The 24,638-nt window shown below is 63.3% G+C and carries 29 protein-coding genes, 1 tRNA gene and 3 pseudogenes; 15 read left to right on the top strand and 18 right to left on the bottom strand.

The features are described from left to right. Positions 1 to 270 (top strand): sulfurtransferase TusA family protein, encoded by a 270-nt coding sequence (locus tag NKI19_RS02920; RefSeq protein WP_352489382.1) that lies wholly within the window; start codon positions 1 to 3, stop codon positions 268 to 270. Positions 271 to 434: 164 nt separating this feature from the next. On the opposite strand, the gene NKI19_RS02925 is transcribed toward NKI19_RS02920, so the two are convergent. Together NKI19_RS02925 and NKI19_RS02930 are read right to left on the bottom strand one after the other, a co-directional pair. Beyond that, positions 435 to 1,583, bottom strand: a complete 1,149-nt coding sequence (locus NKI19_RS02925; protein WP_352489381.1) for a CobW family GTP-binding protein — start codon at positions 1,581 to 1,583, stop codon at positions 435 to 437. Positions 1,584 to 1,587: 4 nt separating this feature from the next. Then, positions 1,588 to 2,766, bottom strand: coding sequence for a D-alanyl-D-alanine carboxypeptidase family protein (locus NKI19_RS02930; RefSeq protein WP_352489380.1), 1,179 nt, complete (start codon positions 2,764 to 2,766; stop codon positions 1,588 to 1,590). 270 nt (positions 2,767 to 3,036) lie between these two features. On the opposite strand from NKI19_RS02930, the gene NKI19_RS02935 reads away from it, so the two are divergent. Next, complete coding sequence (locus NKI19_RS02935) at positions 3,037 to 4,200, top strand: M20 aminoacylase family protein (protein ID WP_352489379.1); 1,164 nt, start codon at positions 3,037 to 3,039, stop codon at positions 4,198 to 4,200. Positions 4,201 to 4,664: 464 nt separating this feature from the next. Here the strand turns inward: NKI19_RS02935 and NKI19_RS02940 are convergent, their stop codons facing one another. From NKI19_RS02940 to NKI19_RS02950, 3 genes are all read right to left on the bottom strand, one after another. Further along, on the bottom strand, positions 4,665 to 4,955 hold the full coding sequence (locus tag NKI19_RS02940) for a DUF768 domain-containing protein (RefSeq protein ID WP_023722345.1): 291 nt from the start codon (positions 4,953 to 4,955) through the stop codon (positions 4,665 to 4,667). A 136-nt stretch (positions 4,956 to 5,091) separates the two neighbouring features. Further along, positions 5,092 to 5,622 (bottom strand): hypothetical protein, encoded by a 531-nt coding sequence (locus tag NKI19_RS02945; RefSeq protein ID WP_352564555.1) that lies wholly within the window; start codon positions 5,620 to 5,622, stop codon positions 5,092 to 5,094. Positions 5,623 to 5,743: 121 nt separating this feature from the next. Then, complete coding sequence (locus tag NKI19_RS02950) at positions 5,744 to 6,070, bottom strand: DUF1330 domain-containing protein (RefSeq protein ID WP_023677873.1); 327 nt, start codon at positions 6,068 to 6,070, stop codon at positions 5,744 to 5,746. 338 nt (positions 6,071 to 6,408) lie between these two features. Between NKI19_RS02950 and NKI19_RS02955 the strand changes: the two genes are divergently transcribed. Next, entirely contained in the window at positions 6,409 to 7,101 is a 693-nt protein-coding gene (locus NKI19_RS02955) for a winged helix-turn-helix transcriptional regulator (RefSeq protein WP_352457625.1), read from the top strand. A 47-nt stretch (positions 7,102 to 7,148) separates the two neighbouring features. Next, positions 7,149 to 7,225: transfer RNA gene (locus tag NKI19_RS02960), tRNA-Arg, on the top strand. Here NKI19_RS02960 and NKI19_RS02965 read toward each other — a convergent pair. Then, on the bottom strand, positions 7,220 to 8,125 hold the full coding sequence (locus tag NKI19_RS02965; protein ID WP_352564557.1) for an alpha/beta fold hydrolase: 906 nt from the start codon (positions 8,123 to 8,125) through the stop codon (positions 7,220 to 7,222). The genes NKI19_RS02960 and NKI19_RS02965 overlap by 6 nt on opposite strands. Before the next feature lie 263 nt (positions 8,126 to 8,388). On the opposite strand from NKI19_RS02965, the gene NKI19_RS02970 reads away from it, so the two are divergent. From NKI19_RS02970 to NKI19_RS02980, 3 genes are all read left to right on the top strand, one after another. After that, the gene (locus NKI19_RS02970) at positions 8,389 to 9,015 is read left to right on the top strand and encodes a hypothetical protein (protein WP_352564559.1); all 627 of its coding nucleotides are present in this window, start codon (positions 8,389 to 8,391) and stop codon (positions 9,013 to 9,015) included. A 92-nt stretch (positions 9,016 to 9,107) separates the two neighbouring features. Beyond that, positions 9,108 to 9,995, top strand: a complete 888-nt coding sequence (locus NKI19_RS02975) for a DUF1259 domain-containing protein (RefSeq protein ID WP_352471465.1) — start codon at positions 9,108 to 9,110, stop codon at positions 9,993 to 9,995. A gap of 224 nt (positions 9,996 to 10,219) precedes the next feature. Continuing rightward, complete coding sequence (locus NKI19_RS02980) at positions 10,220 to 10,993, top strand: sulfite exporter TauE/SafE family protein (RefSeq protein WP_352471466.1); 774 nt, start codon at positions 10,220 to 10,222, stop codon at positions 10,991 to 10,993. Positions 10,994 to 11,192: 199 nt separating this feature from the next. Here NKI19_RS02980 and NKI19_RS02985 read toward each other — a convergent pair. Continuing rightward, a pseudogene (locus tag NKI19_RS02985) lies at positions 11,193 to 11,626 on the bottom strand (YqaA family protein). 142 nt (positions 11,627 to 11,768) lie between these two features. Beyond that, on the bottom strand, positions 11,769 to 11,921 hold the full coding sequence (locus tag NKI19_RS02990) for a hypothetical protein (protein ID WP_352564561.1): 153 nt from the start codon (positions 11,919 to 11,921) through the stop codon (positions 11,769 to 11,771). Between the two features lie 266 nt (positions 11,922 to 12,187). Here NKI19_RS02990 and NKI19_RS02995 point away from each other — a divergent pair, with 266 nt between their 5' ends. Together NKI19_RS02995 and NKI19_RS03000 are read left to right on the top strand one after the other, a co-directional pair. Then, positions 12,188 to 13,198 carry a hypothetical protein gene (locus NKI19_RS02995; RefSeq protein ID WP_352564563.1) on the top strand — a complete coding sequence of 337 codons (1,011 nt, stop codon included), beginning with the start codon at positions 12,188 to 12,190 and terminating at the stop codon, positions 13,196 to 13,198. A gap of 1 nt (position 13,199) precedes the next feature. Next, the gene (locus NKI19_RS03000; protein ID WP_352564565.1) at positions 13,200 to 14,675 is read left to right on the top strand and encodes an FAD-dependent oxidoreductase; all 1,476 of its coding nucleotides are present in this window, start codon (positions 13,200 to 13,202) and stop codon (positions 14,673 to 14,675) included. A 24-nt stretch (positions 14,676 to 14,699) separates the two neighbouring features. Here the strand turns inward: NKI19_RS03000 and NKI19_RS03005 are convergent, their stop codons facing one another. Both NKI19_RS03005 and NKI19_RS03010 read right to left on the bottom strand, forming a co-directional pair. Continuing rightward, on the bottom strand, positions 14,700 to 15,170 hold the full coding sequence (locus tag NKI19_RS03005) for a YbhB/YbcL family Raf kinase inhibitor-like protein (RefSeq protein WP_352471470.1): 471 nt from the start codon (positions 15,168 to 15,170) through the stop codon (positions 14,700 to 14,702). Between the two features lie 45 nt (positions 15,171 to 15,215). Next, complete coding sequence (locus NKI19_RS03010) at positions 15,216 to 15,653, bottom strand: DUF2267 domain-containing protein (RefSeq protein WP_023677864.1); 438 nt, start codon at positions 15,651 to 15,653, stop codon at positions 15,216 to 15,218. Between the two features lie 279 nt (positions 15,654 to 15,932). Between NKI19_RS03010 and NKI19_RS03015 the strand changes: the two genes are divergently transcribed. Next, positions 15,933 to 16,412, top strand: a complete 480-nt coding sequence (locus NKI19_RS03015) for an Hsp20/alpha crystallin family protein (protein ID WP_352471471.1) — start codon at positions 15,933 to 15,935, stop codon at positions 16,410 to 16,412. Positions 16,413 to 16,499: 87 nt separating this feature from the next. Here NKI19_RS03015 and NKI19_RS03020 read toward each other — a convergent pair whose 3' ends face one another. Then, positions 16,500 to 16,949: a CBS domain-containing protein gene (locus tag NKI19_RS03020; RefSeq protein ID WP_502899223.1), complete on the bottom strand. Its 450-nt coding sequence runs from the start codon at positions 16,947 to 16,949 to the stop codon at positions 16,500 to 16,502. Positions 16,950 to 17,230: 281 nt separating this feature from the next. Here NKI19_RS03020 and NKI19_RS03025 point away from each other — a divergent pair, with 281 nt between their 5' ends. The 3 genes from NKI19_RS03025 (at position 17,231) to NKI19_RS03035 (ending at position 19,277) form a co-directional block, all read left to right on the top strand. Next, positions 17,231 to 17,965, top strand: coding sequence for a phosphoribosyltransferase (locus tag NKI19_RS03025; RefSeq protein WP_023677861.1), 735 nt, complete (start codon positions 17,231 to 17,233; stop codon positions 17,963 to 17,965). 11 nt (positions 17,966 to 17,976) lie between these two features. Next, the gene (locus NKI19_RS03030; protein ID WP_352564567.1) at positions 17,977 to 18,654 is read left to right on the top strand and encodes a dienelactone hydrolase family protein; all 678 of its coding nucleotides are present in this window, start codon (positions 17,977 to 17,979) and stop codon (positions 18,652 to 18,654) included. A gap of 122 nt (positions 18,655 to 18,776) precedes the next feature. Beyond that, on the top strand, positions 18,777 to 19,277 hold the full coding sequence (locus NKI19_RS03035) for a DUF6496 domain-containing protein (RefSeq protein ID WP_352489365.1): 501 nt from the start codon (positions 18,777 to 18,779) through the stop codon (positions 19,275 to 19,277). Positions 19,278 to 19,374: 97 nt separating this feature from the next. Here the strand turns inward: NKI19_RS03035 and NKI19_RS03040 are convergent. From NKI19_RS03040 to betI, 4 genes and pseudogenes are all read right to left on the bottom strand, one after another. Beyond that, positions 19,375 to 19,551: pseudogene (locus NKI19_RS03040) on the bottom strand (aspartate aminotransferase family protein); the annotation flags it as partial. 27 nt (positions 19,552 to 19,578) lie between these two features. Then, positions 19,579 to 20,880 (bottom strand): flavin monoamine oxidase family protein, encoded by a 1,302-nt coding sequence (locus tag NKI19_RS03045; protein WP_352489364.1) that lies wholly within the window; start codon positions 20,878 to 20,880, stop codon positions 19,579 to 19,581. Beyond that, the gene (locus tag NKI19_RS03050; protein WP_352489363.1) at positions 20,877 to 21,062 is read right to left on the bottom strand and encodes a hypothetical protein; all 186 of its coding nucleotides are present in this window, start codon (positions 21,060 to 21,062) and stop codon (positions 20,877 to 20,879) included. Before NKI19_RS03050 ends, NKI19_RS03045 begins: the two co-directional genes overlap by 4 nt. Before the next feature lie 25 nt (positions 21,063 to 21,087). Continuing rightward, the gene (gene betI / locus NKI19_RS03055; protein ID WP_352489362.1) at positions 21,088 to 21,783 is read right to left on the bottom strand and encodes a transcriptional regulator BetI; all 696 of its coding nucleotides are present in this window, start codon (positions 21,781 to 21,783) and stop codon (positions 21,088 to 21,090) included. Between the two features lie 242 nt (positions 21,784 to 22,025). Here betI and NKI19_RS03060 point away from each other — a divergent pair. Both NKI19_RS03060 and NKI19_RS03065 read left to right on the top strand, forming a co-directional pair. Further along, positions 22,026 to 22,154, top strand: a pseudogene (locus tag NKI19_RS03060) (aminomethyl transferase family protein); the annotation flags it as partial. Between the two features lie 2 nt (positions 22,155 to 22,156). Further along, on the top strand, positions 22,157 to 22,417 hold the full coding sequence (locus NKI19_RS03065; RefSeq protein WP_352489361.1) for a hypothetical protein: 261 nt from the start codon (positions 22,157 to 22,159) through the stop codon (positions 22,415 to 22,417). 42 nt (positions 22,418 to 22,459) lie between these two features. Here NKI19_RS03065 and NKI19_RS03070 read toward each other — a convergent pair whose 3' ends face one another. The 3 genes from NKI19_RS03070 to NKI19_RS03080 all read right to left on the bottom strand — a co-directional run bounded on the left by NKI19_RS03070 (position 22,460) and on the right by NKI19_RS03080 (position 24,632). Next, positions 22,460 to 23,518 carry a dipeptidase gene (locus tag NKI19_RS03070; protein ID WP_352489360.1) on the bottom strand — a complete coding sequence of 353 codons (1,059 nt, stop codon included), beginning with the start codon at positions 23,516 to 23,518 and terminating at the stop codon, positions 22,460 to 22,462. A gap of 186 nt (positions 23,519 to 23,704) precedes the next feature. Further along, positions 23,705 to 24,004 (bottom strand): GNAT family N-acetyltransferase, encoded by a 300-nt coding sequence (locus NKI19_RS03075; RefSeq protein WP_352489359.1) that lies wholly within the window; start codon positions 24,002 to 24,004, stop codon positions 23,705 to 23,707. Further along, on the bottom strand, positions 23,997 to 24,632 hold the full coding sequence (locus NKI19_RS03080) for an alpha/beta hydrolase (RefSeq protein ID WP_352489358.1): 636 nt from the start codon (positions 24,630 to 24,632) through the stop codon (positions 23,997 to 23,999). The genes NKI19_RS03075 and NKI19_RS03080 overlap by 8 nt, the downstream gene beginning before the upstream one ends. Positions 24,633 to 24,638 lie beyond the last annotated feature (6 nt).

The raw sequence follows: 24,638 nt of genomic DNA on the forward strand, positions 1-24,638 counted from the left end.
ATGCTTGGACAAGAAGATGGGGGCCAAGAAGACAGGCCCTCAACCAGCCCCGCCGCCGTCTACGACCTCAAAGGCCTGAACTGCCCATTGCCCGTGCTCAAGGCAAAAAAGCGCCTGGCCGCAATGCAGCCGGGCAGCCGGCTGTGGCTCGAAACCACCGACCCGCTCGCCGTCATAGACATTCCCGCCTTCTGCGCCGAGAGCGGCCATCGGCTGGTCGAAACGGCCGCGATGTCAGGCGGCCACCGCTTCTTGGTCGAGCGCGGCTGAGCGGGATAATCTCCCCCCTCGAGGGGGAGATGTCGCCGAAGGCGACAGAGGGGGTCGCCTCGCGTAAAGCGCCAACCTTGATCTGCCGCAGGAGGCCGCGTCCGGTCGCGCCGACCCCCTCTGGCTGCCGGCCATCTCCCCCTCGAGGGGGGAGATCGGCAGCTTCACCCACGCCCGGCAATAGCCAGTGGATTGCTTTCCAGGGCTGCGCGATCCGGCGTGTCGATCGACGGCCGGTTGGTGAAGGCGGCGAACAGCCGGCGGACATAGTCTTCCGGCATGTCGAGCGTGATCAGCACCAGCCTGGTGCCGCGCTGGCTGTCCGGCCAGGCCGGCAGTTGCACCGGCGGATGCAGGATCTTCTGCACGCCATGGATAACCAGCGGCCGCGACGGGTCTTCTGCAAGCTCGATGACGCCCTTCATCCGCAACAGGCGCTCGCCATGCGCCGAGCGCAGCAGATCGAGGAACATCTCGATTGCCGAAAACGGCACCGGCCCGTCATGAACCAGCGAATACGAACGCACGCGGGAATCGTGCCTGTGGCCATGACCATGACCATGACCATGGTGATGGTGGTCGCCACCGTCATGGCCGTCGTCATCATGCCCGCTGTGGTCATGCCCGCTATGGTCATGGTCGCGGCCGGCTTCTTCGCCGAGCCAACGCTGCACATCGACCGATTTGGTGGCCGGATTGTAGAGACCGCAATCGAACAGGGTCGCCGTGCTTGCCTCGCTCGCGTCGAGCACCACGGCGCCCGGGTTGAGCTGCCTGAGCCGCGCCCGCAACGCCTCGACATCGCCTGCATCCGTGGCCAGGTCGGCCTTGCTGAGCACGATGCGATCGGCGACCGCCACCTGCTTGACCGCCTCGACATGCGCATCGAGCGTCGCATTGCCGTTGACGGCGTCGACCAGGGTGATGACGCCGTCGAGCCGGAAGGCCTGGACCAGGGCCGGATGCGCCATGATCGACTGCAGCACGGGGGCGGGGTCGGCGAGCCCGGTGGTCTCGACGACGACGCGGGCAAGCCGGTCGATGCGGCCGGTCTGCAGCCGGTCGACGAGGTCGGCCAGCGTGTCGACCAGCTCGCCGCGCACCGTGCAGCAGAGACAGCCGTCGGAGAGCTGGATGATGCCGTCGGAGGCCTGCTCGACCAGAAGATGGTCGATCGCCACCTCGCCGAACTCGTTGATGATGACGGCGGTGTCGGCGAGTGCCGGATCCCGGAGCAGCCGGTTGAGCAGCGTCGTCTTGCCGGCGCCGAGAAAGCCGGTGAGCACCGAAACGGGGATGGGGAAGCCGGCCATGCGGCTAGTTCAGCGCCTTGGCCGGCTGCTGGACCTGCACGGCGGTGGCGGATCCGGCCACAACAGGCTCGGCGCCGGCCGGCGGCGCCCGGTCCGGCCGCCATGTCGGCAGCGGCACGTCGGCATATTCCTGCCCGGAGGCGTCGAGCATCGCCTTCGGCACCGGCCCCATGGCACCGCCGAGGCCGACGGCGATCAGCGTCGGCACATGGTCGAGCTTTTCCTTATAGGGCGATTTCGGCAGGTCCTTGCCCTTGTCGCCGACGGCCGGTGCTGCTTCCGACTGCTCCGCGACCGGCTTCTTCTTGCAGATTTCGTCATTCATGTCGTTGGCCGACATGGTGTCGCCATAGACAGGCAGCGCCGCGACCGTCAGCCCGCTCGGCGCCGGCGTTGCAAAGCCCTGGTCGAGCAGTTTTGCCGCCGTCTCGGCGCGGGTAATGGCCGACCGTTCGCCGAGCACTACGGCGACCACGGTGCGGCCGTTGCGGGTAGCCGAGCCGATCATGTTGAAACCGGACGAGCAGACGAAACCCGTCTTCATGCCATCGGCGCCCGGATAGCGGCCGATCAGCAGGTTGTAGTTGGAGATCGCCTTCTTGCCGACGGCAAGGCCTTCGATCGAGAACCAGGGGGCATATTGCGGGAATTCCTTGCGGATCGCCATCACCAGCAAAGCGAGATCGCGCGCTGTCGTATACTGGTCCGGCGAATAGAGCCCGTTCGGATTGACGAAATGCGACCCGCTCATGCCGAGCCTCCGCGCCTCGGCATTCATGCGTTCGGCAAAGGCTGCTTGCGAACCGCCGATATTCTCGCCGACCGCCATGGCGATATCGTTGGCCGATTTGACCAGCATCATCTTCAGCGCATTGTCGAGCCGCATCACCGAGCCCGGCTTGAAGCCCATCTTGCTCGGCGGCTCGCCGGCCGAATGTTTCGTCACCTTGATCGGCGAATCGAGTTGGACCTCGCCCGCGGCTATCGCACGAAACGCCACATAGGCGGTCATCAGCTTGGTCAGCGATGCCGGATACCAGCGCCTGAATGCGTCCTGGTGCTGCAGGATCTTGCCGCTGTTCAGGTCGAACAGGATGGTCGGATTGGCCAAGGCAGGCCCGGCCAGCGCCGGAAGCACCACCGCGCCCGCCACCAACAGTTTGAGGAAATGCCTGTAGCGCATCATAAAAACCGAAATAGCCTCTTGCCGCAGTCGCACCTGGCTCCGTAAGATTTCGTTACACGATCGCCAGGATAATGGTCCGGCCCTCTGTTCCCGGACCACAGTCGCGGTGCTATTTACTCTATGTGACGTCAACATGGCAAAGTGCTGCCGATCACAATGTGGAAGCAGCAGCACAATGCAAAGCTGCGTGCATGGTTGCAAGGCAGCAGGCACAATTGCAAAGCAGCAGGCCAAGACCGCCTGCTCCAACAGCGAAATGGAACCATCATGCCGATCCTGAACCGAGCCGCCGAAATGCAGGACGAGGTGGCCGGCTGGCGCCGCCATTTGCACCAGACGCCGGAGCTGAATTTCGACGTCTTCAAGACCGCTGCCTTCGTCACCGAGAAGCTGAAGGCCTTCGGCTGCGACGATATCGTGACGGGTCTGGGCAAGACCGGCGTCGTCGGCATCATCCGCGGCCGCCACGGCGAGGGCTCGACCATCGGCCTGCGCGCCGACATGGATGCCCTGCCGCTCAACGAGATCACCGGCAAAACCTATGCCTCGACCGTCCCCGGCAAGATGCACGCCTGTGGCCATGACGGCCACACCGCGATGCTTTTGGGTGCCGCCAAATACCTCGCCGAAACGCGCAATTTCGCCGGCTCCGTCGCGGTCATCTTCCAGCCGGCCGAAGAGGGCGGCGGCGGCGGCAACGAGATGGTCAAGGACGGCATGATGGAGCGCTTCGGCATCTCCAAGGTGTTCGGTATGCACAACATGCCGGGCCTGCCGGTCGGCCAGTTCGCCATCAGGCCGGGCCCGATCATGGCGGCGACCGCCGAATTCACCATCACCGTCAAGGGCCGGGGCGGCCACGCGGCGATGCCGCACGGCACCATCGATCCGATCGTCATCACCAGCCAGCTTGTCGGCGCATTGCAGACGATCGCCTCGCGCAGCACCGATCCGGTCGAGGCGGTGGTCGTCTCGGTGACGAAATTCCATGCCGGCGACGCCTATAACGTCATTCCCGAGACCGCCGAGATCGCCGGCACGGTACGCACGCTGAAGAAGGAGGTTGCCAAGAAGGCCGAAGAGCGCATCCGCGCGCTTTGCCAAGGCCTGGGTGCTGCCTTCGGCGCGACGATCGAGGTCGATTACAATGCCAACTACCCCGTCACCTTCAACCATCCGGAAGAGACGGTCTTTGCCAGCGACGTCGCGGCCGACGTCGCCGGCGACAGCCATGTGCACCGCGCGATCCAGCCGGTGATGGGCGGCGAGGATTTCTCCTACATGCTTGAAGCGCGGCCGGGCGCCTTCATCTTCATCGGCAATGGCGATACCGCCGGCCTGCACAACCCGGCCTACGACTTCAACGACGATGTCATCCCGCACGGCATGAGCTATTGGGTGAAGCTGGCGGAGACGGCACTGGCGGCGTAGCATTTGCCGAGTGGAATCAGTTGGCGCCGTAGAAATGCAACCAACAACAGACGGAGCATGACACGGATCAATTTGAACGCATCCGCCTCCGTGTGTTGATGTTCACCGAAGGCCGCGAGGCTCGAACGTAACGGCATGGATCCTAGGGTCTACGCCGCGTCGCTTCGCTCCTTGCTTCGCCCTAGGATGACGAAGGCATGATCGCTGAAAGCTGAGGCCAATGGCTGATGTTGGAGATTGGCAGTGCGTCTGCGTGTTATCGGACGACGACTGATGGCGAACTACAAACCTCTCCAGATTGGCGGAAACATTTTTCCCTTCGTCATCCTAGGGCGGAGCAGGAGCGAAGCGACGTCGCGGAGACCCTAGGATCCATGCCGTTACCATGGCCGAAGAGTGCATCGACGCAGTGGTTGGCCTGCGCCGTCAGGTGCAGAGCACGTGGTCGTTCGCCGGCTAATCAGTCAAGGCCCGCTCTTCGGATCCTCGACCTCCAGCGCCTCCATCACCGGCGCCAGCTCATTGTCGTCGGCAGCCTGCGGCTCTTCGCCTGTCCTTGCCTTCTTCAGGGCTGCCTCGATCGCCTCCTGGATGTTGCCGAGCTCGTCCTCGCGAACCTCGTGGCCATAGCCGGCAGCATCGGCGTCCTGCTCGAATTGCTGAGCCAGGACGGCGACGCTCACCTCGCTCTCGGCCGGCAGATTGCCGACATTCTCCTGCAGCCAGGTTTCAAAGAACTCTTTTGTGGCGCTCATGCGGTGTCTCCTTCGGGACACTAAAGCGCGCCGGCATCACGAAAGTTCCGCTATCTGAGCCGTCTTTGCGCCCGTTGCCGGCTGCCCCGCAATTCAGCGCGGCCAGGCGGCAACGGGCGCCGCCTGGCTCGGCTGCTTACCGGCTGGCAGCAGTCGTCGGTTCGCACGACACGTTCGGGTTCATGTCCGCGAACGCGCCGGTCGGGTTGCCTTTCCAGGCCCAGACATGCAGCTCGTAGAACGGGCCGAGGCCGTAGCGATTGGGCGCGCTGTTGAAGTTGAACAGATGCCCATCGAGCGAGGCGGGGCCTTTCGAGGTGATGTATTCGACGGCGATCAGTTTTAGCGTGCCGTCGGCCATCGGCTCGTACATCACCGCTTCCGGCTTGGCGACATCGACAGCGTCGTCCTTGAGGTAGCCGGGATTGACGTAATGGATGCCCATGGCACCGCCGGTGATGCCGCTGGCGCAGGGAATCGGCGCATAGCCCTCAGCGGTCGCCGCCGCCACATTCTCGAAGCGGCTGTTGGCCGCGCGTACCTTGTCGGCCAGCGGATTGGGACCGGACGCGGGCGCTGCCTGATGCGCCTGCGCCAACGCAGTGCAGGCCGACAGCAGCGCCGCGGCAGCGAGAACTCTATTGCGAAAGTTGATTGTCATAGTCATTCCATTCTTCTTGAAAAGCACAGCCCGGCCGGCCACCGGAAGTAGGGAGGTCCGGCAGGTGGGCGCTGTGGCTGTTGTTGCTGGGAGATTCCTGTCCCGATGCGTCGAATGCAGGGCAAGATCATCCCTTCGGCAGATACGGGATGGTTCCGGCCAGATCGGAGTTGTCGATCAGCTGGAAACGGCTGTCGCTGCCGCCCTGACGGGCCGAAACGAACGGCGCGTAGGCAGGATCGTCGGTGAAGGCGCGCGCCGCTGCCTCGGTCGGGAACGCCATCAAGGCGATCAGCGTGGTGTCGAGCGGCTTGCCTTCGAGCGTCTTCACATTGCCGCTGCGCGACAGATATCTGCCGCCGTGCTTGTGAACGAGGTCGTGGACCGACGCGGCATAGGCCGGCATCCACTTCGGGTCCCTCACCTTGATGTCTGCGATAACGTAAGCGGTCATGGGTCATGTCTCCTGGTCGTGCACAGGGGTATCCCGTGCAGCGGCCAAGGGGTCGCATGGCAGGGCCGGCGCCAGCCAGTCCGCGATCTGTACTGGTGTGGCGAATCCGAAATTCGCATTCACTTTGGAGCAACGCAGCGAGCGAATTTCGGATTCAAAAGCCACACCAGCAAGTGCTTGGATTTCCAGTGTGGTTTTGGATTTGAAGTTCCTAATGCTGATGCCACCCAGAAAGCAGGAACTTCGAATCCACCACACCGGGCCGGTACAGTTTCTGTACTCGCCGCGTCGCCGGGAAAGGCCTACGGTTCCGGCGGAGTTTGAGGGAAGGCAACATCGTGACCCAGTCTGGATACAAACAGTTCTGCCCGTTATCGATGGCCGCCGAGGTGCTGTGCACCCGCTGGACCATGGTTCTGCTTCGCGAATTGGTGGCGGGTTCGACCCGTTTCAACGATTTGCGCCGCGGCGTCCCCAAAATGTCGCCGACCCTTCTGTCGCAACGGCTCAAGGAGCTCGAACTGGCCGGGATCGTCGAGCGCAAGGAGGTGCGCGGCGAGAAAGGCATCTTCGAATACCGGATGACCGAGGCAGGCAGGGATCTCCGTTCCGTCGTCGAGGCGATGGGTTTTTGGGGCCAGAAATGGGTCGAGTCGCGGCTGTCGCTGAAGAACCTCGATCCATCGCTGCTGATGTGGGACATGCGGCGCAATCTCAACGCGTCGCCGCTGCCCGACGGGCGCACGGTGATACAATTTCTGTATCAGGAGCTCCCCGCCTCCAAGCGGTCATGGTGGCTGATCGTCGAGAAGCACGGCGAGGTCGACCTCTGCTGGTACGATCCGGGCTTCGATGTCGATCTCTACGTCTCGACCGACCTGCACACCATGACCGAAATCTGGATGGGGCTGATCACCGTCGAGAAGGCCGGGCCGAAAGTTATCTTGACGGGCGACCAGGACATCGCGCGCAAAATGCAGACCTGGCTCGGCCTGAGCCCGTTCGCGGTCGAACCCAAGCGAGCGGCCTAGCTGCCTCTTGGCGAAACGTCCCGAAGCGGTTATGTGTCGGGCCGCGTGGTCCCGTAGCTCAGTAGGATAGAGCGGCAGATTCCTAATCTGTAGGTCACAGGTTCGATTCCTGTCGGGATCACCACGCTTTCAACTGGTTACCTGACGGTCGCGTCGGTGCTCGGCTGTGAACGCGTGCGAGGAAGTCGCGCACCAACGCAAGCGCCTCATCGAAATGGGTTTCCAGTAGCCAGTGGCCGCCGCCATTGAGGAGATGGAGCTCTGCTTGCGGCAAGTCGCGCTTGTAGGCGCGGGCCGATGCGGCCGGCATATAGCCATCCTCGGGACCCCAGACGATCAGTGTCGGTGGTTGCCGTTCGCGCAGATAAGCCTGGTATTTCGGGAACCAGTTGAGGTTCGCCTCCAGCTTCTCCATCAGGCCGACCGCAAGCCGCCGACGGGGCGGCGTGTCCATCAGAGGCCAATGGAGTTTCCACAGATCCGGTGGCACGCGCTCGGCCACGGCCTCGCCAACCTCACCGATGAACTCGTGCCGGAAGCCCTCCTCGCTCACCGCTTCTTCCAGCGGGCGATGCTTGTCGGGCGTCTTGTCGTTCCAATACGCCTTGATGGCTGCGTATTTCGGGCCGAGCACGTCTTCGTAGATGTCGCCGTTTTGGATGATAAGCGCGGCAACGCGCTCCGGATAGGCGATGGCGTGGCGCAATCCGATCTGCGAGCCGTAATCGTGCAGCCAGAGCGCATAGTGAGATAGGCCGAGCGCGTCCGCGAAAGCCGCCAAAAACCCGGCATAGGTCTCGAAATCGTAGCCGAATGCAGCCATGTCGGGCGTAGCGCTGTAGCCGAAGCCAGGAAAATCCGGGGCGAACGTGTGCCAGCGATCAGCCAGTCCGGGCATCAGCCTTCGAAACTGATAGGACGAACAGGGATAGCCGTGCGGCAGCAGAAGCACGGGAGCGTCGGCCGGGCCTTCCTCGCGAAAGAAGACAGTAGTTCCGTCAACTCTGATTTGGCGGTGTCGCAACTTTGCCTCCTCGATCGAAAGGCTCCGAAAATGACTGGTAACCCCCGCATCCCGTTGTGAGCGCCTGGATCCGAAACTCATGATCAGGTCGAGGGTTCCCGGTCGCGCCGGTGACAGCGGCCAAGGAACCTGCCGCCGATCAGATCGTTTCGCGGTATCTGGCTAAGGCCAATCGGAGCGGAGGCAGACATGCCGCATGCTCACAATCGCGGGACACCGAACACGGGCCGGCTCTGCCAGTTCGGGGCTTGGCGCGATGCTGCGTGACGATGCTGCGTGACGTCGACTATGTCCTGCAAAAACTCGACTGGATGCGCGCCGAAGGCATCTGGCCCAACGGCTGGCGTTATCTCTGGACCGATGCCTTTGGGGTCGTGCTCTACGTCTCGCTTTATGCGGAAACTGGCGAAGAGCGCTGGCTGGGCGAAGCCGCGCGGCTGGTGGCCGATGTCGAGCGTGTGCTCGGCCGCCGGCGCGGACTGAGGATCGGCGAAGCGGCCGATCGCGACGGCCAGTATTTCCACTATCTGGCGATGTGGCTGTTCGCCCTGGCGCGTCTCGGCGATCTGAAGCCGGAATACCGCAAGCGCGGCATTGCGCTGGCGCGGGACATTCACCCGGCATTTGTGGTCCCTGGCCGCGGCGTGATCTGGAAGATGCAGGAGGATCTGAGCAGCCCATATCCCGGCTACCGTCTCGGCAGCATGGATGCCTATGACGGCGACGTGGCGAAGCGGTTTGCCGAACTGGAAAAATGGGCGAGAAAGAACCTTCCGGTCGGCGACGTCGTGGGGCGCTGGTGCAATGAGGATTATGATACGGCCGACAGGATTCCATATGCCGGCGAGCCCGATCCAAAAATGGGCTCGAGCGCGACCCGGCGATCGTAATCATTGCCGCGATCATGCGCGGCGCCGACCCTCCCGCCACGAAGCCAGCAGCCGCATGACAAATTGGGGGGCAGATCACAAGGAGAAATCCCATGCATGCAAAACTCGTGACCGGAGCAATGCTGATCGCGATGTCGGCGCTGCTCCAACCGGCATCGGCGGCACCCGATTGGCAAACAATCGCTAAGGCGCTCGGCAAATCCGGAACCGAGACGCCTGATGGCGTCTACCGGGTCGGGCTGCCGCGAACGGACCTGAAGGTTTCGCTCGACGGCGTGGCCCTGAAACCCGGATTTGCGCTTGGAGGCTGGATTGCGTTCGAACCCATGGGAGATCAGGCAATGGTTATGGGCGACATCGTTCTGACGCAGGACGAGGTGAACCCGGTCATGAAGAAGCTTGAAGAAAGCGGGATCGAGATCACTGCGGTACACAACCACTTGCTGCGCGCGGAGCCAATGACACTCTACATGCACGTCTTCGGCCAGGGCGACCCGGTTACGCTCGCCACAGCGCTTCATGCCGGATTGGCGCTGAGCAAAACACCGATGGGAGGCGGCGCCCAGCCGCAAGCCGCACCACAGATCGAGTTCGACACGGCCGGTGTCGACCAAACCATCGGTTATAAGGGTAAGGCCAATGGCGCGGTCTACCAGTTCACGATCTCGCGCGCTGAGCCGGTCGAGGAAAATGGAATGGAAGTGCCGGCGGCCATGGGCTCGGCAATAGCGATTAACTTCCAATCGACAGGTGGCGGCAAGGCGGCGATCACGGGTGATTTTGTGCTGACAGCAAAGGAGGTCAATCCGGTTATCAAAGCCATGCTGGATAACGGCATCGAGATCACCGCGTTGCATAGCCACATGCTCGATGAGCAACCGCGGCTCTTCTTCATGCATTTCTGGGCGTACGACGATGCGCAGAAGCTGGCGAAAGGACTGCGCGCAGCCCTCGACAAGGTCGCCGTCAAAAAGAGCTAGATTGGGCGTCCGCGCGCGCGTCCAACGGCGGAGTTCGGCCGACTCGGAGCGATCGTCGGCCTTCTTCCCGCCACCTCGGGAATGGTTCTCTGGCACGGCGTCTCTCCGCCACCAGCATTGCGCCTGAGATCACCTTTCCATCGCACACGAGACTCAAGGGGCGGGCCGGGCTTTTGCGAACTAACGCGTTCGGAACGATCAAAGGTCCGCTTCGTTCTGATCGGATGGACTGGATTAGACTAGGCCTCCTGGCGTTGGCGGGGTTCCTCACCTGGACACTGAACACCCTCTCGGCCGGAGGCGGAGGTCTATTGCTGATCCCCGCCGTGACTTTCATCACAGGGAGCGCGGCGGTTGCGCCGGTCATCACCTTGACCGAGCTCATCGGCAATCCCATCCGCGCCCTGGCCTTCCGGCGCGACATCGATTGGAGCCTGGTCCGTTGGTACCTGCCCGGCGCCATCGCCGGTGCCGCTGCGGGCTCCTGGCTCTTCGCCAACAGTCGGGCGGAATGGCTCCAGATACTCATAGGGATCTATCTGATCAGTGCAGTCTGGGAATTTCGCGGCGGCGCGCGCGAGCGGAGCTACCGAGCCCGCCGCTGGTGGTTCCTCCCGGCCGGCCTGATCGTCGCGCTGTTGTCGGCGCTGATGGGCACGGTGGGACCCGTCTTGAATTCGCTCTATCTGAACTACGGTTCGGAGAAGGAGACGTTGGTCGCCACGAAATCGGTGAACTCGTTTGTGACCGATGTCGTCAAGATCGCGGTATTCACCGGACTCGGCGCGCTCGGTGGTCAGGCGGTCATGTACGGCGCAGCCGCGGGTTTGGGCGCTGCGCTTGCCAATCTGCTGGCCAAGCGCTGGCTCGAACGCCTAAGTGGACGACAGTTCCGCGGCCTTGTGGTCGCGCTCATGGCTGTGAGTGGAGCGCTGATGATCTGGAACCAGCACAGCTTCGTTGTGCAGGCCTGGCGCGCGGCCACAGGAATGTCTTAACAATGTCGATGTTGGCTGGAGCGCTGCGCCGTAGCTTGGTTGACCGGTCGCGCGATACGCAGAAGCTGGCAAAAGGCCTGCGCGCAGCCCTCGACAAGGTCGCCGTCAAAAAGAGCTAGCGCTTCCCGTCCGCGCGCATCATACAGGGCTCTTCGAACCAGCCGACCTAACCAGCTCAGCTTCGAGAAGCTTCGTGAGATTAGATCACGCTCAGGGTCACGGCGGCAAGAACCAGATAGCGGCCGACCTTGGCGGCAGTGACCAGCAAAAGGAAAACCCGAAAAGGCTCGCGCAGGACGCCCGCGACGACGGTTAGCGGATCACCGACAACGGCAGCCAACTCTGCAGGAGCGACCACTTTCCATAGCGGCGATACCACACTTGCGCGCGGTCCAGTTGCGCTTGGTTCATCGGAAACCACCGTTGGCCCCGAAAGCGCTCGATGCCTCGCCCGAGCCGCCAGTTGATCACCGATCCAAGCACGTTGCCGACGCTCGCGACTCCGATGAACAGCCAGGGCGAGTAATCCGCAAGCACGAGTTCGACCAGCACTGCTTCCGATTGCATCGGCAGGATCGTAGCGGCGAGCAAGGCCGCCAGGAACAGACCAGCACAGGCCGCGAGATCGGTCATTGAACCGCATATCCGCCAGTCGACCTAATGATGGTGACCTTCGGGTTCGACCATCTTGAACGGCAGCACCTGTTCGCGATCTTTCGCGGTCAGCACCAGACCTGCCTGGAACTCATGCGGTTCGGCAGGGGCGACGGTGCTCTCAAGGCGGTGATGGTTGTCGCCGACAGGTTTCGAGGCGAAGCGTCTCCGGCCCGCCGGGCCGGTCGATGATCACCGTCGCTGCCAGATCGTCGGCCTGGCGATCGATGGTCAGCCGCGTCCGCTCGCCGGCCGGTGTGTCGACGATTTCCAACGTCCCCGCAGCCAGGCGACCTTAAAGGGCTCCGGCGCAGCGTCAGTTGCGATACCGGTCCGTGGCCAGCGCAGCGCATCATAATTCTGCTGTTCCTTCAGCCTGCAAAGTCTCCGCGAGAATCGTGAGGGTCGCGCCGGTGAAAGCGGCCAAGGAACCTGCCGCCGATCAGATCGTTTCGGGTATCTGGCTAAGGCCAACCGGAGCGGAGGCAGATATGCCGTATGCCCGCAATCGCATGGAACCGAACATCGGCAAAGTCTGCCGTGGATTCGGGCCTTGGCGCGATGCTGCGTGACGTCGATTATGTCCTGCAAAAACTCGACTGGATGCGCGCCGAAGGCATCTGGCCCAACGGCTTGCGGTATCTGTGGACCGACGCATTCGGGGTCGTGCTCTACGTCTCGCTTTGCACAGAAACTGGCGAACAGCGCTGGCTGGACGCGGCCGAGCGGCTGGTCGTGGATGTCGAGCGTGTGCTCGGCCGCCGGCGCGGACTGAGGATCGGCGAAGCGGCCGATCGCGACGGCCAGTACTTCCACTATCTGGCGATGTGGCTGTTTGCTTTGGCGCGTCTCGGCGATCTGAGGCCGGAATACCGCGAGCGCGGCATTGCGCTGGCGCGGGACATTCACCCGGCGTTTGTGGTCCCTGGCCGCGGCGTGATCTGGAAGATGCAGGAGGATTTGAGCGGTCCTTACCCCGGCTACGGCCTCGGCAGCATGGATGCCTATGACGGCTACGTCTCTTACCGAATGCTCGACGACGAGGAACTGGCGCCCGAGATCGCGCAGATGCGTGCCCTGATGGAGCGCGATTGGCGCAGGCTCGACATCGAGCAGGACCTCGGCCTCGGCATGATGCTGTGGCTCGCCCATTTCTTTCCCGACGAGCCGTGGGCCGAGGCCCAGACGAGGCGTTCGCAGCGAACCCTGGAAACGATGTGGGTCGACCCGCCCGGTTATTTCAGCCGCGCGCCATGGCTGCGCGATACCAAGTTCGCCTTCACCAATTACGGCGTTTCGCTCGGCCTGCAGGCCGCCGGTATCTGGCCGGGGCGTGTCGATAGGCTGAACGCCTTCTTCGAGGACTGGCGCTCCGGCGACGAATACGACCGCGAGGCGATCACCTGGGTGATGGCCTGCACCTCGCACCTTCCCGGCGCTTTTCTGACCCGGGGTGGCGAGACAATGATTGAAAGCGACCAAGCTCGGGAACGTTCCTCCGCCGGCGCGGTTGTCGATGGAAGTGCATGGAGACGCAAGGGGCGCGGTTGAAATGGCCATTCTCTTGGGAAAACCGGGAAGCTGTTGGGTGGCGGCAGCCGCCTCCACGAACTATCCCCAGCTCGAAGGGTCGATCCGTGCGGACGCCGTTGTCGTGGGTGCTGGAATTGTCGGGCTGACGACGGCGCTTCGGCTTTGCGAGGCGGGCCGGTCGGTGGTCGTCCTCGAAGGCCTGCGCACAGGCGGCCAGGTGACCGGCCGCTCGACGGCCAAGATCACCACGCAGCATGCGCTGATCTATCGTCATCTCATCGACAGCGTTGGCCGGGACCTGGCGCAGACCTATGCCGATGCGAATTCCGCCGGCGCGCGCCAAATCCGCGATTGGGTTAACAACTGCGCCATCGCCTGCGATTTCGAGAGCAAGGACGCCTATACCTACACCTGCAGTGAAAGCCGCTGCGCGGAGATTGCGGCCGAGGCGGAGGCCGCGCGCCAGGTCGGGCTGGAGGCCGAGATCCTCGACCGCGCGCCGCTGCCTTTCGTAACGGCCGCCGCGCTACGGTTCCCCGACCAGGCGCAGTTCAATCCGGCGATGTATCTGGTTGGCCTGGCGGAAGCGGTGACGGCCCGTGGCGGTCGGATCTTCGAAAACAGCCGCGCCACCTCGATCGACGAGGCAAGTCGCTGGCGCGTCGTCACCGATGGCGGCGCCGTTGATGCCGGGCACGTCGTCGTCGCCACCAACATGACGGTGAAGAGCCCCGTCGGCATGGCGAACCGGACGCAACCGCGCTGCCACACCGCCATGGCCTTTCGGATCGACGATCCCCTCCCTGTCGACGGCATGTTCATCGGCATCGACGACCCGACGCATTCCATCCGCACGGGCCGTGATGCCGAAGGGCCACTGCTGGTCACGCTCGGCCCCAAGTTCAACACCGGCTGGGACGGCGACGTGGCCAAGCGGTTTGTCGAACTGGAAAACTGGGCAAGAAAGAACCTTCCGGTCGGCGACGTCGCCTGGCGCTGGTGCAATGAGGACTATGATACGGCCGACAGGATCCCATATGCCGGCGAACCCTATCCCGCCAAGGCCGCCGGCTTCCACATTGCCACGGGCTTCAACGCCTGGGGCATCACCAACGGGACGGCCGTGGGCGAGATGATCGCCGACCTGATCTGCGGCCGCCCGAGCCCATGGCAAAAACTCTACGATCCGGCCCGGCCCTATCCTGAGGACTTCCACAAGAACGGCCGCAGTCAATCGATCGTCTCGAGCACCCACGACATTGCGCCTGGTATGGGCGGCGTGATCGTCAGGGGAGACGAAAAGATTGCGGCGTGGAGAGACACCGAAGGCGCACTCCAGGCGGTTTCGGCGATTTGCACCCACAAGGGCTGCACCGTAACCTGGAACAATGCGGACCACACCTGGGATTGTCCCTGCCACGGCTCGATCTTCGCCGCCGACGGTTCGGTCATCCACGGCCCTGCCCGAAAACCGCTTGCCCAGATTACATTGTGAAGGCGGCGACCGACACGGCCCGCGTCACGCCGGCCGTTCGTAGGTTCCGACCAGCTCCGTCTCCTCCAATGCGTGTTTCTGGGCTTGCTTCCAGACCTGATGCACGCCCGCCTGTCCTGGTACGCTGAGGCTCGGCACATCGAGCGCGGCCAGCAGGAAGTGGTAATGGTGGACGCCGTGCCCTGCAGGCGGCTGCGGACCGTCGTAATACGCATTGCCGAAATCGTTGGTGCCTTGCCTGAGTGCCGACGGGCCGGGCTTGCCGTCTTCGGCCTCGGCTAGTCCCCCGGCATCCGGCGGGATGTTGAACACCGCCCAGTGCCCGAAAATCCCGCTTGGTGCATCGGGATCCCGCACGACAAGAACAAGGCTCTTGGTACCATCCGGGACACCGGACCACTTCAGCGGCGGCGAGACGTTCTGGCCGTCACGCGCATATTTTTCGGGAATTCTTCCGCCTGCCCGGAACGCTGGGCTGATAAGGGTGAGTGGCATTGCTATTTCCCCAAGGAGGTTGCGAGAAGCCCGCGCCTGCGCCGTTCACGCCGCTTGCTGAGCTTCGGCGACGCGTCTTATCTCGCCCGGCAGGGATTCCCAGACCTTGTGCATCTGTCCTTCTCCGACGTGATGGGCGAGTACCTTGGACACGACCCTGAATGCATCCTTGGAATCGACCGGGCGGGTAAATTCCAGCTCCGCCTTGATCTTGGCCAGAAACTCGTCGAGCGACCGCATCTTCTCGGGAGCTTTGGAAGGCTGATATTGGTCATAGAAGGCGCCGCGCACCAGGATCGGCAGCTGCGAGCCGAGGTGGGCTGCAAGATCCGGCTGCATACGGTCGCGCAGGGCGTGCAGCACCGCTCCGAGAACGTGCCAGGCGACCTGCCGATCCGGTCCAATCTCGTCCATGATCTCGTCGAGCCAGATGTTCGTGGTCTGCAGTGTCTTGTCGAATACGTCGAGTCCGGTGGCGTTCATCGAGATCCTCCTTCCGTTCAAATCCGACTAGGTGATGTGACCAAACAGCCGTACCTGCCCGTTGTTCCCCCATGCGCATGTCCTGATGCGCATTTATTGTCGGAGGTCCCGTCTGTTGTCGGCCCGTCATGAGGGGATTCGGGCCGGCTTTTTTGCCGCTGTTTTTCGACCACCTTTCTTGGCCGGCACCGGAACATCCTCATAGGTGGACGAGTTTTGTTTGCCGTCGCCGATCACATGGCGACGAGTGATGCAGACACAAAAAACAGGAGAAGAACCATGGCACATCACGATTTGGCGCCCCGGACGCCATCGCGCAGCCTCTACCCATCCGCGCGCGACCCGCTCACGTCATTCCACCGGCAGATTGACCGCCTGTTCGACGACTTCTTCGCGCCGATGGCCGAAGCGACTACGGCCGGCGATCTTTGGCCGAGCGTCGACGTACATGAAACAGACCAAGCCTATAAGGTCACCGCCGAATTGCCGGGGCTCGAGCAGAAGGACGTTGAGCTCAAGCTGCGCGAAAACACCCTCTTTATTACGGGCGAGAAGCGTTCGGAGCACAAAGAAGGCGAAGGCGGCCGCACCTACAGCGAACGCAGTTATGGCCGGTTTCAGCGGACCATCCCGCTGGAAGCGGAGATCGATGCCGACAAGGTGCAGGCCACTTTCAGAAACGGCATTTTGGCTGTCGAGCTTCCGAAGAACCCCGCTGCAAAGGACAAGACACGCCGCATAGAAGTGAAAGCGCGATAGTTGCCAAACTGAAGGCTGCCTGAGCAGGCGGCGTTCAGCCCAGATGGAGAAGAACGGCGAGCACGGCGGCAACCGCCCAGCGAGCGTCTAGCGCCGGGGATCGTCCGTTGCCTCGGAAACGCCTTCGAGAGCGATTTTGGCGGCTTCCTCATCGGTCCGCCCGAGGTCGGCCAGGGCGATGACGCCGACGAGGCGCTTGTCGTGATTGATCACCGGAAGACGACGCACCTGATGCTTGGCCATGATCTTCTGATGCTTGGCCATGATCTTCGCCGCATCGGTGATATCGGCGTCATCGAAGCACCAATAGACATGCTCGGACATGACCTCGCGAACGGTCGTGTTGCCGGCTGAGCGCTCCTCGGCGACGCCGCGCATCACGATGTCGCGGTCTGTCACCATGCCGACCAGCCTGTCATTCTCGCCGACCGGAAGGGCGCCGAGATTGTCGGCCCGCATTTTCCGGGCGGCATCCCTGATTGTCGTGTTCGGGCCGACCAGTTCGGTCCGACGGCTCATGATCTCCTGAACTTGCATGGGATCTTCCTTTCCCTGATTGCTGAGGCAACAAGTCGCCAGACGGACCTGTTGCGACGCATCGCTAGATTGCCAGCTGGCCGGACGAGGCATGTACGGATCACGATCCGCGCTGAGGCGCGTGCCGGTGCCGGCACCTCGCGATCGAAACTATTCTTGGAACGTCCAGGCAGCGAGCGAGTTCCAAAATGGTACCGGTGCCGCAGCCATCCCACGGAATGTGGACGCAGGCTGGTGAAAAAACATCCACCGGGAAAACAGATGCACGCGGATTGAAGGTCATGGCTATCATCTTTTCAGATCGCCGCGAGGCCGGGCGGCAACTCGCCGGGGAACTCGTTCGCTTTGCCGGCCGCGACGATGTGATCGTATTGGCGCTGCCTCGAGGCGGCGTGCCGGTCGGCTACGAGGTCGCGCAGGCACTCAAGGCACCGCTCGACGTCTTCGTCGTGCGCAAGCTCGGCGTCCCCGGTCACGAGGAACTGGCCATGGGGGCGATCGCGCCCTCAGGTGTACGTGTCCTGAACGACGAAATCGTCAACGGTCTCGCGATCCCGCCACATGTCATCGACGCGGTCGCTGCAAAGGAGGAAAAAGAGCTTCTGCGCCGCGAGCACCTCTATAGGGACGGGCGACCCCCACCGCAGTTGAATGGACGAACCATTATCCTCGTGGATGACGGGCTTGCGACCGGATCGACCATGCGGGCCGGGATCAAGGCGCTGCGAAAAAACCACGCCGCCCATATTGTCGCGGCCGTTCCCGTCGGTAGCCCCGACACTTGCGACGCGATGCGGGCGGACGCCGACGAGGTCGTTTGCGCGACGACACCAGAGCCGTTGCTGGGTGTCGGGCGCTGGTACGTGGATTTCTCGCAGACGAGCGATGAAGAGGTCCGCGCGCTCCTCGCCAGGTCCGTGCCCAAGCCTGCGGCTTCCCACAAGCCTGCCGCTTCCGAAGAGGAATTGGCTGGGCGCGCGAGCGCGGGTCCGGCGCCTGGCACCAGATCGACATAGCGGAGGTGGATATGGACCGGGATAGCGAGCACGTCGTGCATGTTCCCGCGGGGCTTGTCACGCTTGAGGGCAATCTTTCGTTGCCCCCGGATGCTCGCGGCCTTGTGCTCTTCGCCCACGGCAGCGGAAGCAGCCGCCACAGCCCGCGCAACCGCTACGTGGCCGGAAGGCTGAACGAGGCGAACCTCGCCGCCTTCCTCATCGACCTGTTAACGGCCGAAGAGGAGCGGATCGACCAGGTCACGGCGGAGTTGCGCTTCAATATCGGATTGCTCGCCGACCGGCTGGTCGGCGTCACGGATTGGCTCGGCGCCTCGCCGAACACGTCGGGGTTGCGTCTTGGCTATTTCGGCGCGAGCACGGGCGCCGGTGCCGCCCTGGTGGCGGCGGCCGAGCGGCCCGACCAGGCCGCGGCCGTAGTTTCGCGTGGTGGCCGGCCCGATCTTGCAGCGCACGCCCTGCCGCGCGTCCGGGCGCCGACCTTGCTCGTCGTCGGAGGCGCGGACAAGCAGGTGATCGCGCTCAACCGCTCGGCGCTGGCGGCGCTCCGCTGCGAGAAGGAGCTCGCCATCGTCCCTGGCGCGACGCACCTGTTCGAGGAGCCCGGCGCCCTGGACGAAGTCGCGGGTCTGGCGAGCCGATGGTTCTTGCGCCATCTGACTTCGGACAGATCGGCGTCGACGTCCTGACAGCTGGGGCTTGGATCACCCGTCCCGGGATCATTTGCGTCCTCAACGCGTTATGATCCTCATAAGACAGCGCGCAGCTGCAACCCGAATGGCTGTCGCAACCCGTATGTGGGAGAAAGACAATGCCGGACAAGAAAACCATCGAGAAGGCCCGAAAGGACAAGCGCGAGGGCAAGTCGCCGAGCACGCAGGCCGGCGAGTTCGTGCACGAGGAGATCGACAAAATCCGCCGCGGTGAGCACGGCGCGCGCTCGACCCAGCAGGCTATCGCCATCGGGCTTTCCGAGGCGAGACGCGCAGGCGTAGACCTGCCCCCGCCCAAAAAGGGCAAGGTGAAGGAGAGCACGCGCAAAAGCGCCGAATACGCCTATGAGGCCGGCCAGGGCGAACGCAAGCCGAAACGCCGCCCGCGGATCTCGAAAGCCGTCTCCAAGGTGCTCGAGCACGAGCCGAAGAGCACGGCATCGCACGAGGCGCTGGCGCAGCAGGCCAAGCGTGCGGCCTCGCGCCGGACGGCTGAGGAGCGCTCCGCAGCCGCAAAGAAAGCCGCCGAGACGAAAGGCGCCAGCGGAAGGAAGGCGGCGGCGCAGAAGGCCGCCAGAACGCGGGCACACCACGCATAGTTCAAGACGGCAGTTCGCCTCCAGGAAACCCGATATGGACGCCACGGGCCGCCGCCAGCAAAGGCAAGACGTCGACAAGGCCGCCGGCGATAAACGCCTATTCCTCCCAGACACCTTCCCGGCGCAGATCGTCCATCGTGCGCGAAATGCCTTCGCGCAAGATCGACACCATGTCGTCGATCTGCTCGCGCGTGATGATCAGCGGGGGCGACATTACGCACATGTTGATCAGCGGCCTGACCAGCAGGCTGAGCTCGTGGCAATGCGCGTCGATCCCGGTCGGCAGCTCGATCCGCCTGGCTTATGACCCTGAGGCTCTGATGGCGATGGCCGACTGAATAATTTTTAGCGCAGCAATGCGGCCGGCGACGATGGCGCCCTCGACGTAGCCCGGAAATGATGGCGACAGCTCCGACGAGGCGAAATGGATCGGCGGCGCGCCGGCGCGGATGATGCGTTCGGCATAGGTTGCCGTCGCATCGACGATAAGGTCGCTGTAGCCGCCACCGCTCCAGCGATCGTCCGTCCAGTCACGATAGCTGAGATCGGAGAAGCCGGCCGCCTCGGCGCCGAGCGCTTCCTCCAGTTTTGACGTCACCTTGGCGCGCAGTGCCGCCTCGCCCAGTTCGCGCCAGCGCCGGGCCAGCGGCCCGCCGATGAAGACGACAAGTGCTGGATGAGCCTCGTCATTGCTGGCGTCGCAAGCAAAAAGCCCGTGCGGGTCGCGCCACATCACCATGCCGCTCAAGCCCCTGTCGCGCCAGAAAGCCTTGGGATAGCGCACCAGCAATTTGATCACCGCGCCGCTTTGCCAGACGCCGAGGGCTCTCTCCAGCGCAGCCGGCAATGGCGGCACGAAATCCACTTTCGAGGTCATCATCGGCGGTACGGCGACCAGTACCGCTCGTGCTTCGATCGCGCCGGCAGGCGAAACGACGCGAACCCCTCCCTGCCCGTGCTCAATGGCCTCGACAGCTGTGTTCAGCCGCAGTCGATCGCCGAGATCCCGCGCAAGATCATCTGCCAGCGAATGCATGGTTTCGCGCACGAAATACTGCAGCTCCGACACTTCGTTGATGATGCGGCGGTCATTGTCGATGACGTACCACAGCGGCAGCTTTTCCATTGCCAGGCACCAAAGGCCCTCAATCAGCGAATGAAAGGCCGCCTTGGCTTCATCAGGATCGTTCTGGCGATCGAGCCATGCGGCGACGGTCAAACCGGCAATGGCCGGATCGTTCGGTGCGATCGCGTTCATCCGCTCGCGTATTTGCATCGCGGTGCCGTACGTGTGCTTGGCTTGCGCCTCGTTCATCCGCGGCTGGGTGATGAATTCGCCGGCGAAATGCGTCTCGACCAATGTCTTGCCGCGCGCCCGCAGCAGCGCCATCACTTCCGGCATATCTTCGCACAGGAACTGACCGCCGCTGTCGACCCGCTCGCCGAGGCCATTCGGCATGGCTTCGACGCGTCCGCCGACGCGATGGCGGGCTTCGAGCAGCACGAAATCGACGCCGACCTTCTTCAGCTCAAGCGCTGCCGAAAGGCCGGTGAAGCCGGCGCCGACGACGACCACATCGGCTCGTTCGATCTCGGAGTTCAATAGCCGGCCTTGATCTTCTCGAATTCCGCGATCATCCGCTGTTTGAGTTCCGGCGCCACCGGCAGCGGATGGAAGCCGGGGTCCTCGTAACGGGACTGGTCAAACAAAACGAGGTCCTTGTCCGGCCCCAGCGCTGCAGCCGAAGCCACCAGCGCTCTCAGAGGTCGCGTCAATGTCTTCATTGCTGTTCCATCCTCTTTGATTGTTTCACGCCGGCTTGGCAGCGCTGGCTGCAGATCTCGGATAGTGCTTGGGGAATGCCGCAGACAGGAATTCGTTCGCGGCCTGCAGCGCCGTCTCGCGTGTGGTGTCTTCGGTGTCCATCATCAAACGCAGCCACAGACCATCCAGCATGGCGCTGAGTGCCAGCGCCATGACTTGTGGCTCATAGGCATAGCGGCCGCTCTTCTGGAGCGCCGCGCAAAGATCGATGAAGATGTTTTGGTAGACGGCATCGCGTGCGCTGCTCAGGGCCTGATATTTCGGCCGCGATTTGGCCTCCCCCCAGAAGGCACACCAGGCAGCAAGCTTGCGCTTGTTGCAGATCGAGCGGTCGAAATCGGCCGCGACCAATGCCTGCAATTGACGGGCAGGGTCATCGCCGGCCTTTTGCAAGGCGCTGCGCCAATGCGCCGAATACTCGTCATACATGTATTGCAAAGTGGCGACGAGCAGCTTCTCCTTGCTCTCGAAATGGAAATTGACGATGCCGCGCGATAGGCCGGCGCCGTCTGCGACGTCGGCCATCGTCGTCTCCGAAAAGCCGCGCTTGGCCAGTGAATCGATTGTCGCTTCGATCAGTTGAAGCTGCCTTGTCTCTTTCGACGCCTTGCGGCCGCGCTTTTCGGGGTCGCTTTTTCGAGCCGGTTCGAGGAGGGCTTCGCGCGCCTCTGTCGTCTTCATCGGGGTGATAGTCTCCAGCGGTGATGGTCTCCAGCATCGCCGGCTAGCCGACCGGCTTTCGGCCCCGAAGATCAGTGGAACGGTGCTCGCCACTGTCAAGCAACTTCTGCATGGCTGCCAAGTTCCAATGTTCACGTCGAGATAGGGATCCTTGGAGAAACCGAGGTCGAAGGCACCGTCGGCGAAAGGTAGCGACCCGGCGATGCGTGGACCAGATTTGCGCCCCCGAGCCGCCTGCAGCGGACCTCTGCGTCGAGATCCATCCCAGGCGCGAGCTGCGGTATCACAAGCTGATGAAGCGTGCCAAACTGGTGCCGCGGCCGTTCGTCAGGCTCGATCGCCGCACCGCCAATCCACCCGCGGATTTCTGAGCATGTCCGACGAAACCGAACGTCATGAGGAAGACACCGAAGCCGCCGAACAGTGGCAGCTGGTCAACACGCCGCTCGGCGAAAAATGGTCGGGCCGCACCCGCTATGCCGCGGCCATGTTCTTCTACAAACGCGGCGAGATGAACGCCGAGACGCTCGAGGTCTACCGCATCTGCGCGCGGCTGGATTCGACGGATCCGCTACCGATCATCCGCGACCGCGGCATTGGCCAGGACTGGCTTAAACGCATGGGTTTCGAATAGTCCGCCCCCAAATCGCGTTCCGGTCAAGCCGGCATCACCCGCTCAGCCGATGGTCTTTTCCAGCACGCCGAGCCAATTGCGATAGGCGATCTTCTCGATCAGCGCGCGCCCGAAGCCGCGTGCCGCGAACGCGTCGAGCAGTCTTGGCAGGCCGGCAACGTCGCCTATCGCGGCCGGGATCATGGCGCCGTCGAAATCCGAGCCCAGGCCGACGCCGTCTTCGCCCAGCGCCTGCAGCAGCGAATCGACATGGCGCACCATGATGTCGAGGCTGGTGTCGGCGTTCATCCTGCCGTCCTCGCGCAGGAACCCGGTGGCGAAGTTCAGCCCGACCATGCCGCCCGAATCGCGGATCGCGCCGAGCTGCCATTCGGTGAGGTTGCGCGAATGGCCGCAGATCGCGTGCACGTTGGAATGGGTCGCGACCAGCGGTGCTCCGCTGATCTCGACGACGTCGCGGAAACCTTTTTCGTTGAGATGCGAAAGATCGATCATGATCTTCAGCTGGTTGCAGGCTTTCACCAGCGCCTTGCCGGCATCGGTCAGCCCCGGCCCTGTATCGGGCGACGACGGGAAGCGGAACGGCACGCCGTGGCCGAAGGCATTGGGACGGCTCCAGACGATGCCGAGCGAGCGCAGGCCGGCTGCGTGGAGAACGTCGAGCAGGGTGAGCTCAGGGTCGATCGCCTCGACCCCTTCGATATGGAACACCGCCGCAATCGAGCCTTGCGCCATCGCCTTCCTCACATCGCCGGCGCTGCGGCAGACAGTAAGTGCCGAAGCCCGCTCCAGCCTGAACAGGATCGAGGCCATCGCTATGGTGGAGTTGAGCGCATCGGCGCGCGGAATCTCGGGTGGCAAGGGCTCGCTGTCGCTCGGCGCCAGCGGCACCGCGCCGCGTTTGGATTTCTCGACAGGCGGCGGGAAGATCGCAAACATGCCGCCGGCAAACCCGCCTTTCTTCGCGCGCGGCAGGTCGATATGGCCACTCGGCGTCCCCTCGACGAACAGTTTTTCGACGTCCGCATCCTTCGACTGGTAGAGCCTGAGCAGCGTGTCGTTGTGGCCGTCGAAGACGGGAACGAGATCGGATTCGGTCATGGAGGGCCATTCGGTTGAAGTGGTCGGGCCGCGGACGGCGAGCCGGTTGCTGGCAATACTTAGGCAAGGTTGGCGCTCTGCGCAAATCCCGTATGTTTGCCCCTTGCGTTTGTACGCCCCCAATAGCCAAAGGAGCACGCGGTAAAGCCGCGCACCCCTTCTTTCGACATTCGTCGAGGCTGTGCCTTACCGCTTCAGCACGTCCGCCCATTCCGGATGGCGGCGGAACTGAGCATTGGCGAACGGGCAAAGCGGGATGATCGTCTTGCCCGCCGCACGTGCATCCTCGACGGCACGGCTGACCAGGCGAAGCCCCGCGCCCTGGCCGCGAAATGCATCCGGCACCTCGGTATGGTCGATGATGATCTGGTGCTCGCCGATCTTGGTGAAGGTCATCTCCGCCTCGGCACCGCCCGGCCCACGCAGGAGGTAGCGACCCTTCGAGCCGCGGTCCTCCAGTTCGATCTCCGGCAATAGGTCAGACATGGCTTGCGGTCCTTTCATCCGACGCCACGGCGAACAACCGCCGCGCCGCCTCGATCTCACTCGGCCGCGCCTCATGGCCGCCGTCATGCCACTCGACTGTGACATCGGCGCCATCGGCGCGCAAATAGGCTTCGAGCCGCGCCGTCAAATCAGGCGGACAGATGGGGTCCCGCCTGCCGGCGGTGACCAGGATGCGGCTGCCGCCAAGGCTGCCTTTGACCTTCGGCTCGAACGGAATCAGCGGATGCATCAGCACCGTTCCGTCGAACAGCGATGGTTCGGCAAACAGCACCGAGGCCAGGATGTTGGCGCCGTTGGAGTAACCGAGGCCGAGCACCGAAGATGGCCTTGCCGCCTCGACATGCGCCTTGACGAAGCCCGCCATCTTCTCTGTCGCTCGCGTGAGGTCGCCCAAGTCGTAAACGCCCTCGCCGGTCCGGCGGAAGAAGCGTGCGGCGCCTTGTTCCGAGACATCGCCGCGCGGAGCGACGATCGTCGCTTGCGGCGCAAGATCGCGTCCAAGCGAGAGAAGCTGATCCTCGTCGCCGCCGGTGCCATGGAAGACGAAGAGCAACGGTCCGCCCGGCGAACCGGGCAGCACCTTGTGAATATACGAATCCTTGCTCATGACCTT

The organism is Mesorhizobium sp. M0751 (assembly GCF_040320265.1).
Classification (GTDB): domain Bacteria; phylum Pseudomonadota; class Alphaproteobacteria; order Rhizobiales; family Rhizobiaceae; genus Mesorhizobium.